This is a genomic window from Caballeronia fortuita, assembly GCF_001544835.2.
Lineage (GTDB): Bacteria > Pseudomonadota > Gammaproteobacteria > Burkholderiales > Burkholderiaceae > Caballeronia > Caballeronia fortuita.
In genome coordinates this window covers 23,196-35,361 of record NZ_FCNX02000012.1, presented here as the reverse complement: position 1 = coordinate 35,361, position 12,166 = coordinate 23,196, and the positions used below count along the sequence as shown (strand labels likewise).

At 58.9% G+C, this 12,166-nt stretch carries 12 protein-coding genes; 6 read left to right on the top strand and 6 right to left on the bottom strand.

All coding sequences use genetic code 11. The features are described from left to right. Positions 1 to 122: 122 nt before the first annotated feature. The gene (locus AWB77_RS22295; protein WP_061136624.1) at positions 123 to 1,025 is read right to left on the bottom strand and encodes a LysR family transcriptional regulator; all 903 of its coding nucleotides are present in this window, start codon (positions 1,023 to 1,025) and stop codon (positions 123 to 125) included. Between the two features lie 196 nt (positions 1,026 to 1,221). On the opposite strand from AWB77_RS22295, the gene AWB77_RS37495 reads away from it, so the two are divergent. The 3 genes from AWB77_RS37495 to AWB77_RS22285 all read left to right on the top strand — a co-directional run bounded on the left by AWB77_RS37495 (position 1,222) and on the right by AWB77_RS22285 (position 2,976). Next, entirely contained in the window at positions 1,222 to 1,617 is a 396-nt protein-coding gene (locus AWB77_RS37495) for a DUF3331 domain-containing protein (RefSeq protein ID WP_074168934.1), read from the top strand. A gap of 223 nt (positions 1,618 to 1,840) precedes the next feature. Further along, positions 1,841 to 2,524: a type 1 glutamine amidotransferase domain-containing protein gene (locus AWB77_RS22290; RefSeq protein WP_061136793.1), complete on the top strand. Its 684-nt coding sequence runs from the start codon at positions 1,841 to 1,843 to the stop codon at positions 2,522 to 2,524. 158 nt (positions 2,525 to 2,682) lie between these two features. Then, positions 2,683 to 2,976: a DUF1330 domain-containing protein gene (locus AWB77_RS22285; RefSeq protein ID WP_061136623.1), complete on the top strand. Its 294-nt coding sequence runs from the start codon at positions 2,683 to 2,685 to the stop codon at positions 2,974 to 2,976. Positions 2,977 to 3,072: 96 nt separating this feature from the next. On the opposite strand, the gene AWB77_RS35975 is transcribed toward AWB77_RS22285, so the two are convergent. Both AWB77_RS35975 and AWB77_RS22280 read right to left on the bottom strand, forming a co-directional pair. Next, positions 3,073 to 3,261, bottom strand: a complete 189-nt coding sequence (locus AWB77_RS35975; RefSeq protein WP_157694874.1) for a hypothetical protein — start codon at positions 3,259 to 3,261, stop codon at positions 3,073 to 3,075. A 28-nt stretch (positions 3,262 to 3,289) separates the two neighbouring features. Next, positions 3,290 to 4,267, bottom strand: coding sequence for an AraC-like ligand-binding domain-containing protein (locus AWB77_RS22280; RefSeq protein WP_061136622.1), 978 nt, complete (start codon positions 4,265 to 4,267; stop codon positions 3,290 to 3,292). 304 nt (positions 4,268 to 4,571) lie between these two features. On the opposite strand from AWB77_RS22280, the gene AWB77_RS22275 reads away from it, so the two are divergent. From AWB77_RS22275 to AWB77_RS22260, 3 genes are all read left to right on the top strand, one after another. Further along, on the top strand, positions 4,572 to 5,324 hold the full coding sequence (locus AWB77_RS22275) for a cupin domain-containing protein (protein ID WP_157694873.1): 753 nt from the start codon (positions 4,572 to 4,574) through the stop codon (positions 5,322 to 5,324). A 275-nt stretch (positions 5,325 to 5,599) separates the two neighbouring features. Beyond that, complete coding sequence (locus tag AWB77_RS22270) at positions 5,600 to 6,934, top strand: MFS transporter (protein WP_082852722.1); 1,335 nt, start codon at positions 5,600 to 5,602, stop codon at positions 6,932 to 6,934. Between the two features lie 954 nt (positions 6,935 to 7,888). Next, positions 7,889 to 8,176 carry a DUF1488 family protein gene (locus AWB77_RS22260; RefSeq protein WP_244158611.1) on the top strand — a complete coding sequence of 96 codons (288 nt, stop codon included), beginning with the start codon at positions 7,889 to 7,891 and terminating at the stop codon, positions 8,174 to 8,176. Here the strand turns inward: AWB77_RS22260 and AWB77_RS22255 are convergent. The 3 genes from AWB77_RS22255 to AWB77_RS22245 are packed head-to-tail and all read right to left on the bottom strand — an operon-like array spanning position 8,173 to position 12,151. Beyond that, a complete protein-coding gene (locus tag AWB77_RS22255; protein WP_061136619.1) occupies positions 8,173 to 9,438 on the bottom strand; it encodes a c-type cytochrome in 1,266 nt (421 codons plus the stop codon). The genes AWB77_RS22260 and AWB77_RS22255 overlap by 4 nt on opposite strands. A 12-nt stretch (positions 9,439 to 9,450) precedes the next feature. Then, entirely contained in the window at positions 9,451 to 11,694 is a 2,244-nt protein-coding gene (locus tag AWB77_RS22250; protein ID WP_061136618.1) for a xanthine dehydrogenase family protein molybdopterin-binding subunit, read from the bottom strand. 1 nt (position 11,695) lies between these two features. Then, positions 11,696 to 12,151, bottom strand: coding sequence for a (2Fe-2S)-binding protein (locus AWB77_RS22245; protein WP_061136790.1), 456 nt, complete (start codon positions 12,149 to 12,151; stop codon positions 11,696 to 11,698). Between the last annotated feature and the right edge of the window lie 15 nt (positions 12,152 to 12,166).

Below are 12,166 nucleotides of genomic sequence, written 5' to 3'. Positions count from 1 at the left end.
GGAACATCAAGAGGCGGCGCGTCACTCGGAAAGATATATTGGTAGTACTGTGATCTGAGCCGCCCGATCGCTTGGTATGGCCAGCCGAGCCTCCGCCCGCATGCCGCTTGAGATGGCCGCGACTACCGAGTGAATAAGGCTCGTTCGCGATCGAATAGCTCTTTAAGGAATTCAGCAGTTGCAACGATCGGCGCACTTTTTGAGTCAGTCCGGCGAGTAACAAGCCACAATTCCCGCGAAGGCGGAACCTTGTCTAGTGTGCATTCGACCAGCGAGTTGATAGAACGCCCAATGAAATATGGGAGCAAAGCGACGCCGGCACCCGCGCGTGCTGCTTCTGCATGGGCCATCTGGTTATTTGCTCGGAAAGCCACTCGCGCCGAGGGAAAGGACTTAGAGAGCCACGTAGCGTCTGGGATATCGTAGTTTGCCTCATCGAATCCAACGAAGACTGGTTTGCATCCCGACTCCAGAAGTTCGCGCCACTCCGGCGTTCCGTAAAAGCTATAGTCGATAGTAAGGAGGTGTGAAGCAAGGACATCTCCATCGGTTGGCCGCCCAAAACGAAGAGCGATGTCTGCTTCCCTCCGCTCTAAGCTGATTTGTCGCAGATCAGCGGTTACTTCGATGTCGAGAGTAGGTTGTTGTACTGCCAAAGACGCAAGGCGCAGGAGAAGATATCCGAAAGTTAAGCCCGGGGTAGCATTCACGCGAACCATCCCCTTTGGGCCTTCCCCAAGAGCTTCGCGGGCCAACTTTTGCGCCGCTGATTCCATCTCGCTTGCGGAGGTCAACGCTATATGTCCTGCCTGCGTGAGTACGTATCCATCTGGCCGCCTCTCTACCAGCTTCGTACCGAGACAGCGTTCGAGTGAGTTGACTCGCCGAGATATGGTGCCGTGAGTCACTGAAAGGGCGCGAGCCGTGGCAGTTAAGCTGCCGTGGCGGGCAAGCGATGTGAACGCTTTGATGTCCTCCCAATCGATCGCAGCGGGGTGAGTTGCAAATAGTTTGTTGATCGACATGGCTTAATCGCAGAAGTACGTGCGATGTATTTCTTGATTGACGGCGCAGACTTTACCCGAACATCTGCCGCTTCTCAATCCGCAAAGAATGTAGCGTCCGCGTGAGGCTTAAGAGCGCAAGTAAGTCGCGTTGACCTTCAAGGCCCCGTGCCAGCCGCCGTCGGCTAGCAGACCTTACACATGCCAAGGAGAAGTTATGCAGTCGAAAGAATGCGATCGGGACCCTTGGGAACAGATTCTCGAGAGCTTACCGAGCTTTGACGAAGATGCGCGCGGACGAAATATCAGTACCTTCCGTTCCAACACACAGCACTACGATGCTAACCGTCTAACCAGCGCGGTTATTCACGTAGTTGACCGCCCGACGGATCAAACCGTGATTATCTACTGGTCCGACGCGTCGCGATGCGTTTACAAGGACCAATTGTGGAGACTTAGTAGGGCAAAGCGCAACGGCATCTGCGCGTTGACTAATCAACGTGTCGCGAAAGGCGACAGCATATTTTGCCCTTCCACCAAAGGAAGTAAGCCAGTAAACCATGACATGATGATCTTATCGAACGCTGTGCCGAGCCTCATGCCGTACAAGTGACAGATCAAATAGACTTGGCCGTCGCGTCCCGACAAATGTTGGGCTGACGGCTTGCCTCGGACTATATCAGCACGCAATCTTCGTGCAGGCAGGTTTGTCGGATGATGGCACAAAAATCGTTGATAGCCTGCGATTGTTTCTGACACTGTTTTTAGTGTCTTGGTGAGGGTTGCATATCAATATATGGGTAACAAGGGTTGTTTGAACGTCAATGGAGATAAATGTGAGAGTATTGATGGTGTTAACTTCGCACGACAAACTCGGATACGATACGGAGGAGAAATCTGGCCTCTGGTACGAGGAACTCGCTGCCCCATATTTTCTGTTCAAGGACGCTGGCATCGACGTAGTTTTGGCCTCACCGAAGGGCGGTAAGTCTCCTGTGGATTGGCGCAGCGAACTCCCGCAATTTCAGACAGACGCAACGAGGCGCTTCGACGCGGACCCCGCTGCCCTTGAGCAACTCGCCTCTACTGTTCCATTAAATACAGTTTCGCATGAGGGATTCGACGCGGTTTTCTACCCCGGCGGGCATGGCCCGCTGTTCGACTTGGCTGAAGACGCAGACTCGGTGAAACTCATTGAAACCACGGTTGCCGCGGGAAAGCCGCTCGCCTTGGTTTGTCACGGACCGGGAGCCCTTCGACATGCGAAGGGTCCCGACGGGCGTCCGATCGTCAACGGGAAGCGCGTGACTGGATTCAAGAATTCGGAGGAAGCATCAGTGGATATGACGCAGCACGTTCCTTTCTCCGTCGAGGACGAGCTTGTTAGACTCGGGGGCCTTTATTCTAGTGCCGAAGACTGGCACCCACATGTTGTTGAAGACGGTCTTTTAATCACTGGACAGAGCCCTGCTTCAGCGGACCCGGCCGCCCGCGCCTTGCTAAATAAATTGAGGCCCTAACGGTCGTGTGCGGGCTTGTCATGCCGTTCCTCACCTGCTGAGGAACGTGCGCGGCAACCCGTGAGAAAAGATCCATCCATCGCTTAATTTTCTTTCTTGTTGGGAAAGAAAAAATTCCTCAAATCAACAGTATTATTACGCAGAGATCTGGAGACAATATGAGCGCGTATGTCGTGATGATTCGCGAGGGCGTGAACGATACGGAAAAGCTTAAGTCATATGGCGAGTTGGCAAAAAAAGCTCGAGAAGGACACGCTATCGAATCCCTAGTGTTTTACGGTGAAGAAGTGTTTCTTGAGGGTAAAGAAAACGAAGGTTGTGTGATTCTCAAGTTTCCGTCGATCTCTGCGGCGAAAGATTGGTATTACAGCCCGGCATACCAAGATGCTCTCAGATTGCGGAAATTGGCGGCAAGTTACCAAGTATTTATCGTCAAGGGCGTTGCCACATAGCAGATTGTGCAAAGATCTATTCAGATCGTTTCCTGGCTAGATAAGGTTCGGCATCGAATCGGTGGGGGGGCCGCGCCGCTCTATACCTTGTCGCCCTCACTGGCGACGGCGGTAGCTGAAGAGGCGGCTGGCAGGCAAAGATCGATGAATCAGGCCATCATAACGGTGGCGCGCAGTTGATTGGATGTTCTGGTTTTTGACACGGCCTTGCTCGATCGTCGCAATATTCGCCATCTGGCTGATTTCCGGTGAGTAACTGCGATAAAGACTGCTATGCTCGCTCATCACGGGCGCTTTTAGAGATTCAAGTCGCTCACCCGCTGCTCGCAACAATTTTCGACAAGTGTTTCTGGGAGTCGCTCTCTTTTTTTACAGCAAGCGGCGAGACACCGTACTGTTTTTTGAAGGCGCGACTGAAATGCGAAAGGTCGGAAAAACCGAAGCGAAGGGCCGCTTCGGTAACGTTACGAACACTCGCTTCCTTCAGCGCGCAATAGCTTGCCTCGATGCGCCGCTTCCAGAGCCAGTTCATCGGCGTTGCACCTTGCTGTGCGAACGCTCGCGTGAGCGTTCGGCTCGATACTCCTTGGGCCGCGGCTATCTGTTCGACGTCGAGATCTGGCATGTCAAGATTGCGATCGATATACGCCTTAGCGCGGGCAACCAGCGCCTCGTGTGCAGATACGTGACCGGGTCGCCCCGCCTGCCATTCGAGCGTTGCCGCCAGCATATCAACGATCGCACTGGACACCAGTGAGGCGGTGCTTGCCTGGTTCTCCGACAGTGTTAGCGCGTTCGCCTCGCGGATCATCCGCGTTAGCAAATCGCCGGTCGGCAGACCCGCGCCGATGCGCGTTGCAGTAAAAGTCTCCGCGAGCGGGAAACGGTAGTTCAGCACCTTGCGCGGCACTTCGACGATGCACAGCGCGCCCGCCGCTAGCTCGAATTGGAACGGCCGCGCCGCGTCGTAGAGAACTAGATCGCCTTCTTGTTGGACGACAGCGCGGCCGTCCTGCTCAAGCCTGCCCTCGCCTTGCATCATTAGCCCAACCCAGTAGCTGTCGTTTGGTCCGGTGCGGATATGCGTGCTCTCGCGCTTCCAGCTATGACGCGGCGCGATCAGTTCGCTCATGCTCAGCGTGCCTAGATTACGCACGCGCAAGCTGCCGTCAAACGGGTTGCTGTCGAGCGGCACGCTTGCTGCCGGAATGCAATGGCGACAAACGACTTCCTGCCAGTAAGCAAACCGCTGCGACGGCGGGACGGCGACAGTCGTATATATGTGATCCATGGCCGAGAAACCTACAAAAGCCCGTCGAAAAGTGTTCGGTTAGGCGTGTTCGTCTGAGGTTCTACGGCCTAATCTAAGAGTGGTGAGCGACTTTGGCAACTGGCAGTTTCACTGCGTGCTGCTTGCCGCCATGGCAACTGCCTGTGCTTGGCGCCTAGGTTCCAGATGGGCGGCTGGCAGAAGCCATCCACCGCGCGAAGGCTCAGCTACGATCGGGCTTCAGACCCCGCTGGGTGCAGGATGCGCCCCGGTGCATGCGAGCGATCATACGTACAGCAAAAAAAAATCTCAATAGAGGAAGTTCATGACAGAGCACTCGGCAGATTTTTTCCCCGCAGTCGAAACGGCACTCGATTCGGCGCCGGGACTTGCGATCGGTACAGCGGTGCTGCCGCGGTTGCAGGCAACGTCATGGCGCTGCCACTCAGCCGCGAGCGTAATCGTCATGTGTCTGCACGGACGGCTGCGCATCGACGTCGATAAACCGATGTACGCCGCGGATCTTGTACCCGGCGAGCTATACACGTTCCCACCGAATCTGACCTATCGACTCGCCGCGCCCCACTGCGACGCACGGTTTGTGTTGATGCGAGCCGGCACGCCATGGGACGTGTGCGAGGCGAGCGTCGCACATTTGGACCGTGAGCCGTTTCTGCGCGACGCGCCCCCGCCACGCGACAACGCTTTCGACGGCGTCGTCGACGACGATCTCGACGCCTATCGCGCCGGCTACACGCGGGTCGACGTGCTTGCGCGCGCAGACGCACTGCGCGTTCTGATCCTCGGTCTCGGCGAAAAGCACTGCGTGCCATGGCATAGCCACGATCATGTCGCAGATACCTTTTTCTGCATCGACGGCCCAATGCGGGTTATTACGCGCAATCCTGACGCGTCGCACGTGTTGATGCCTGGCGACACATGTCGCGCCCATCCGCGGCAGCCGCATTTCGTTTCCGGCACACACGGAAACGCGTGTCTCTTTCTGATTGTGCAAGGAGGGGGCCAGTACAACTACGTGCCGTTCGAAACGTCGCTGATGGGCCAGCCATTGCAGTGATGCACGGTTGTCGTGCAATCCGCACACGGGAAGAAGTCAGGCCGTGCGCGCCTCAAAAAGCGACAGCACTTGGCGACGAAAACCCGTCGCCTTGTTGGGAAGTGCGACGTGCAAACAAGCGCCAACGAGTAGACGCGCGGACCAGTCCCGCGTGCGCCGCCGTGCGGCGGGGCTTTCTGGCGGGGGCGGACCATCAAGCTGGCGCGGTTAGTCAGGCGTCAGCAATTTCTGCTTCGTACGATGCGCTATACCTAACGAGACCGCAACGGAAAGCTATGCACACGCCGCCGCCTCATCAAGCGCTGTTGATCGACACGCCGCTTCCCTTTTCGCAACGATCCCGTCCACTGGGCCGCCGCGACTACCGCACGCTCGCGCTTGCCGCGCTCGGCGGCATGCTTGAGTTTTACGATTTCGTGATATTTGTATTCTTCACGTCGGTAATCGGCACCCTTTTTTTCCCGCCCAGTAGCCCGGAATGGCTGCGCCAGTTGCAGACCTTTGGCATCTTTGCGATCGGATATTTCATCCGGCCTGTCGGCGGCGTGGTGATGGCGCATTTTGGCGACGTGCTCGGCCGCAAGAAAATGTTTACGCTGAGCGTACTGCTAATGTCTGTTCCCACACTCCTGATCGGGATGCTCCCACCCTACGCGCAGATTGGCTTCGCCGCACCGCTGCTGCTGCTCGCCATGCGCGTGCTGCAGGGCGCGGCAGTCGGCGGCGAAGTGCCTGGTGCCTGGGTGTTCGTCGCCGAGCACGTGCCGCGCCGTCACGTTGGCTTCGCGTGCGGCACGCTTACGGGTGGCCTTACCGCAGGGATTCTGCTCGGCTCTCTAATCGCCACGGGGATCAACGCCGCGTTCACCCGCAACGAGATCCTCGCTTACGCGTGGCGGCTGCCGTTTCTGGCGGGCGGCGTGTTCGGCATCGCGGCGATGTTCCTGCGACGCTGGCTCGAGGAAACGCCCGTCTTTCGCGAATTGCAGGCGAATCGCGAAATCGCTTCGGAATTGCCGCTAAGGACTGTGTTGCGTTCGCATTGGCGTGGCGTCGCACTGTCGATGACGCTTACATGGGCGCTGTCTGCGGTCATTATCGTGACCGTGCTGATGATGCCAGCGCTGATGCAAAAGTCTTTCCATTTACCCGCCGCCGACACCCTCGTTGGGAACAGTATAGCCACTGTCGCGTTGACGATCGGCTGCGTCGTCGCCGGTGCGCTTTCCGATCGGATGGGTCCGCGCATCGTGCTTACGTGCGGCGCCGTGCTGCTGGCAGCAAGCTTCACCTGGTTTTATTGCCAGTTGTCGGCGGGCGCGCCGCTGGGCGCGTGGCTTTTTTCGTACACGGCGACGGGCTTTGCAGTGGGTATGATCGGCGCGATCCCGCTGATGATGGTGCGCGCATTTCCCCCGGCGATCCGCTTCTCCGGCATCTCGTTCTCGTACAACGTCGCATACGCAATCTTCGGCGGTCTTACGCCAATCCTGATCGCCCTCGCGAACACGGTGACGGCGCGCGCGCCAGTTATCTATGTGGTTGCGTTATGCGCTGTAGCGATCCTCGCGGCGCTCTGCCATCGGGGCCGCACGCACGAGGACGAGTAAATGCCGGCGAATGCCACGCGCAACTTCGTTGGCCCACCACGCTGCGTGGCGGGCACGGCTACTTACGATCCAAGCAGTGTCCAACCAAGCAGATTCCTGTTGCTCGCGCCTCTAAAGCCGGACCGCGAAGTGATAGCCAGCCGCACAGTCGGCCGTCGCACCGGCGTCTTCCAAATGCTCGATATCTGCGAAAACGGGAAACGTCCGCGCGCCGCGATACAGGCGCGTATGCGTGTACAGTCGCGGCCGCTCTTCGCCGATCGCGCTCGCGAGATTTCAGTCGATTTGTCGCCTCATGCGCTTCTTTTTCTCCTGGCCGATCGGATCGGTGAACCGTCCATTCCTCCGACATGCAACACACAAGCGCGCCGTTCGCCGCGCAGCTAGCCCGGCATGCCGATGCGGCGTGGCCGCATTTGTCTCACACGACTTGGAACTCGCCGCGGCGCCCTCGCCGGCGGCTAACGGCGGTGCGCGTCGCACCCCAAAAGCGAAGGCGCCAGAAGCGTTGGGCTCGTAAGCCAGACAACCTGTACAATCCCGTGGGGCGCGATGAGCCGAACCACCGGCGTCAGAAACCGTTGAACGCATTGGCGCAACCCGTCGAACGTTGACAAGTTCCTTTTCGTTCGGCGGCTAGAGCGAGCAGGGTGCAGTCAAGATGCGACCTCAGTCGTTGCAACCCGCTTATGGCCTATGCTGTCTCGTGCTTGATGCGGCCGAAGCTCTCGTGCTGCCGCGAATGAGGATGGTGTCCGAGCGTGCGCCCTTGCTTCTACCGACATAAGCTAAGGACAGTCGCGTCCAAAGCTGCGGGGTAATTATTAGCACATTCCTTTCGTCTTCGAGTCCCTACCCCGCTTGGGTTTTCGGTGCCCCTCGGAACGCATTCGCAGCATAAAAAATTAGCACGTGTCAGCGGTGACTTCCTGACCAAATGCAGTGCAAAGCCAAATGACCTTCTGTCAAATTATGACAAGCAAGCCCGAGATCAATGCGAACATTTCTGCGGACAGCGCCTCAGTATCTTTTATCGCGTTATCACGTAACAATGCGATTCAATGCATTATTACCCGCAAGGCGCTGGAACAATGCTTCTGGGTGCCGGCGGGCGCCAGCGACGCGCGCCTCCTCAAGGCGCTCTTGGATGGCTATGAGCGAATCAGCGCGCGCGCGCATCGCAAGTTTCTGGCGCACCCGGCGAGTTCCATTCGTCTCGATGTCATTGACTTTGCTTCCTAGCGGGGCGCCTGCGTCTCCTTACGCAGTTTAGCAACATCGTCGACACTCACCCGTTGCGAATTGTTGTTCCATGCACCTCGAATAAAGGTCAGCACGTCTGCAATTTGCTGATCGCTCAACACGGACGAATAGTGCGGCATGGGATACGGCGCGGGCACGCCGCCGACCACGAGATCGTCGGTGCCGTTGAGCGTCACGTTGATGAGCGAGCTCGCATCCTTCTCCAGCACGTTCGGATTGCCCGCAAGCGGCGCAAGCATCGGCGCGAAGCCGCGTCCATCGACGCCGTGGCAATGCATGCAGAAAGCCGAATAGACGCGCGCGCCGGAATCGTGGGCCGCCGGGCGCGCAAGCGATACCTTCGTCGCTTTCGGATCATACGAATAAGCAGGCGCGCCATTGCCGCCCTGAGCAGGCAATGACTCGAGATAGCGCGACATTGCGATGATGTCGGCGTTCGTCAGGCCTTGCGTGCTGTTGTTGATGACGCTCGTCATCGCGCCGAACGCCGTTGCATGAGCGTTCGCGCCGGTCTTGAGAAACGCCGCAATATCCGCTTCGGACCAGCGTCCGAGTCCGACGTTATGCTCGCCCGTGAGGTTGGATGCGAACCAGTTGTCGAGCACGCCGCCTGTCAGATAGGCGCGGCTGCTCTCGTCGACGCCCTTCTCCTGAAACGCGATGCCACGCGGCGTATGGCAAGAGCCGCAATGCCCGAGCCCTTGAATCAGATACGCGCCGCGATTCCATGCGACGTCCTTCCCGGCCTTGTCGTGATACACGTCCTTGTCGAGAAACGCAATGTTCCAAAGCTTGAGCGGCCATCGCATGCTCATCGGCCATTTGATATCCGGCTCGCGGTTGGCCTGTTTCACGGGACTTACGCCCTGCATGAAATAAGCGTAAAGCGCATGCATGTCGTCGTTATTTATCTTCGCGTAGGACGGATACGGCATGGCCGGATAAAGATTGTGGCCGTCCTTTGCGACGCCTTCGCGCACGGCTCGCGTGAAGTCTTCCTCGGAGTAGCGCCCGATGCCCGTATCCGCGTCGGGCGTGATGTTCGTCGTATAGATCGCGCCCATTGGCGTCATCATCTGCAAGCCGCCCGCGAACGGCTTGCCGCGAGGCGCGGTATGACATGCAATGCAATCGCCCGCGCGCGCGAGATAGGCTCCGCGCTGAACGAGCGAATCGTCGGCGTGCGCCGTGAAAGGCATCGCGATGCACGCTGCAACAAGCAGCTTCAGTGTTGTTTTCATGGTCGGCCTCGGTCACGCACTGTGCAACTGTTGTCCGACGGGCAGTTGCCGCAGCCGCTTGCCCGTCGCCGAATAAATCGCATTGGTGATGGCTGGCGCGAGCGCTGCCGTCCCCGGCTCGCCGATGCCGCCCGGCGCTTCAGTGCTCTGCACGAGATGCACCTCGATAGGCGGCGTCTCGTTGATGCGAAGCATTCTGTAATCCGTAAAATTCGTCTGCTCGACGCGTCCGTTCCTGATGGTGATCTCGCCATACAGGGCCGCAGTAATGCCGAAGATGATGCCGCCCTGTACTTGCGCTTCGACTGTATTCGGATTGACCACCATGCCGCAATCCACCGCGCATACGACGCGATCTACGCCTACTGCGCCGTTCTTGTCCACGGTGACATCCGCGACCATCGCGAAGAAGCTGCCGAAGGCGTGCATCACCGACACGCCGCGACCCTTGCCTTGTCCCTGTGCGGGATGCGTGCTCCAGTTCGCGGCTTTCGTGGCGACGTTGAGAACGTTGAGCGCGCGCGGCGACTTGCCAAGCAACTCGCGCCGGTACTGCACGGGATCGGCTTTTGCCTGCCCCGCGAGTTCGTCTACGAAACTTTCCACGACGAAGGTGCTGCGCGTCGGCCCTACGCCGCGCCAGAATGCGGTCGGCACGTTGCGCGGTTCATGACGCACGTAATCGATGAGCTGATTCGGCACGTCATAAGGCAAGTCGGAGGCCACTTCCACCGCGTCCGGATCGACGCCGTTCTTCTTGACCGCGGGCGGCGCAAACCGCGCCAGCACCGACGATCCCACGATCCGGTGTGTCCACGCGACCGGCCTGCCTTTGTCGTCGAGCCCCGCCGACACCTTGTCGTAATAGCATGGACGATACATGTCGTGCTGAATGTCTTCTTCTCTCGTCCACATGACCTTAACAGGCGCGTTCACTTGCTTGCCGATCTTGAGTGCCTGCGTGGCCATGTCAAATTCGAGCTTCCTGCCGAAGCCGCCGCCGATCAGATGGTTGTGCACGACGATTTTGTCCGCCGGCAGACCCGTGGCCTGCATGCCCGCATCGCGGATGCGCGTGGGCACCTGCGTGCCGATCCAGATATCGCACGAATCGGCCTGAACGTGCACCGTGCAGTTGACCGGCTCCATCGTCGCATGCGCAAGAAGCGGCTGTTTATAGACGGCGTCGACGCGTGTTTTGGCGCTGGAAAATGCCATGTCCACGTCGCCGTCCTTGCGCGCGATCGCATCCGTCTTTTGCAGCGACGCGTTAGCCATGTCATCGAAGAGCTGGGCCGTCGTCACGCTTGCGCCCGGGCCTTCGTTCCATTGGACGACGAGCGCGGACGCGCCGCGCTTCGCGGCCCACGTATGTTCGCCGATGACCGCCACGCCGTCATCGAACTTGACGATCTGCTTGACGCCAGGGACTTTGCGGGCGTTGGTATCGTCGACAGAGACGAGCTTGCCGCCAAACACCGGGCAGTTGACGATGCACGCGTATACCATGTCGGGCAGCCGCACATCGAGGCCGAACTTCGCCGCGCCATTCACTTTCTCCGGGGAGTCCAGCCGCTTGACCGGCTTGCCGATCACCTTGAAATTCTTCGGAGCCTTGAGCGTTACCTTCTGCGGCACGGGCATCTTCGCGGCCGCTTCCACCAGATCGCCATAATCCGCGGTTTGTCTGGTTGATACGCGCATGACCTTGCCGCCTTGCGCGTCGCAGGTTGCGGGATCGCATTGCCATTGTTGCGCTGCTGCGGCAACGAGCATGGTGCGCGCGGCCGCGCCCGCCTGACGCAGCGGCTCCCACGCATAGCGAATGGAAGTCGAACCGCCGGTCAGTTGACCGCCGAGCAACGGATCCGTGAAAAGCTTTTCATCCGGTGGCGCATGATCGATCGTGACCCTGTCGAGCGGCACTTCGAGCTCTTCGGCAATGAGCATCGGCAGCGACGTGTAGACGCCCTGGCCCATTTCCACCTTTGGCATGATGAGCACGACTTTACCGCTCTTGTCGATCTGCACGAATGCATTCGGTGCGAATACGCCGTTCTGCGGCGTTTCGACGGCATCGCCGCCGATCACGGTCGAGGCATCGCGTTGATCCTGGCTCTTCGCCGGAATACTGAAGCCGATCAGCAAGCCGCCGCCCGCCGTCGCGCCGACCGACAGGCCGAACTTGAGAAAACCTCGACGCGACAAGCCTGAACGCCCCGTCTGGCGCCCCGCTTCGACAAGACCTTGCGACATGTCACGCCCCCTTCGCAGCTTGTTTGATGGCCGCGCGAATGCGGTTATACGTGCCGCAGCGGCAGATGTTGCCGGCCATGGCGGCATCGATATCCGCGTCGCTCGGATCGGGCACCGTGCTCAGCAATGCAGCGGCCGACATTACCTGGCCCGACTGGCAATAGCCGCATTGCACGACATCGAGCTTGATCCACGCGGTCTGTACTTTCTTGCCTGCGGGCGTATCGCCGACTGCTTCGATCGTTGTTATCTTGCGATCGCCGACGGCGGCAATCGGCAAGACACACGACCGCACGGCCGCGCCGTCGATATGCACTGTGCACGCGCCGCACTGCGCGATGCCACAGCCGAATTTTGTGCCGGTCAAGCCGACGATATCGCGCAGGACCCAGAGCAGCGGCATGTCGGGCGGCGCATCGACGGTACGTATCTGGCCATTGATTGAAAGCATTGTCATAACGGTTCCGTGCAT

What these genes read in the sequence shown, in the direction of transcription:
- AWB77_RS22250 (WP_061136618.1), bottom strand. Translation starts at nt 11,694, where the DNA reads ATGTCGCAAGGTCTTGTCGAAGCGGGGCGCCAGACGGGGCGTTCAGGC.
- AWB77_RS37495 (WP_074168934.1), top strand. Translation starts at nt 1,222, where the DNA reads ATGCAGTCGAAAGAATGCGATCGGGACCCTTGGGAACAGATTCTCGAG.
- AWB77_RS22270 (WP_082852722.1), top strand. Translation starts at nt 5,600, where the DNA reads ATGCACACGCCGCCGCCTCATCAAGCGCTGTTGATCGACACGCCGCTT.
- AWB77_RS35975 (WP_157694874.1), bottom strand. Translation starts at nt 3,261, where the DNA reads ATGAGCGAGCATAGCAGTCTTTATCGCAGTTACTCACCGGAAATCAGC.
- AWB77_RS22260 (WP_244158611.1), top strand. Translation starts at nt 7,889, where the DNA reads ATGACCTTCTGTCAAATTATGACAAGCAAGCCCGAGATCAATGCGAAC.
- AWB77_RS22275 (WP_157694873.1), top strand. Translation starts at nt 4,572, where the DNA reads ATGACAGAGCACTCGGCAGATTTTTTCCCCGCAGTCGAAACGGCACTC.
- AWB77_RS22285 (WP_061136623.1), top strand. Translation starts at nt 2,683, where the DNA reads ATGAGCGCGTATGTCGTGATGATTCGCGAGGGCGTGAACGATACGGAA.
- AWB77_RS22245 (WP_061136790.1), bottom strand. Translation starts at nt 12,151, where the DNA reads ATGACAATGCTTTCAATCAATGGCCAGATACGTACCGTCGATGCGCCG.
- AWB77_RS22295 (WP_061136624.1), bottom strand. Translation starts at nt 1,025, where the DNA reads ATGTCGATCAACAAACTATTTGCAACTCACCCCGCTGCGATCGATTGG.
- AWB77_RS22255 (WP_061136619.1), bottom strand. Translation starts at nt 9,438, where the DNA reads ATGAAAACAACACTGAAGCTGCTTGTTGCAGCGTGCATCGCGATGCCT.
- AWB77_RS22280 (WP_061136622.1), bottom strand. Translation starts at nt 4,267, where the DNA reads ATGGATCACATATATACGACTGTCGCCGTCCCGCCGTCGCAGCGGTTT.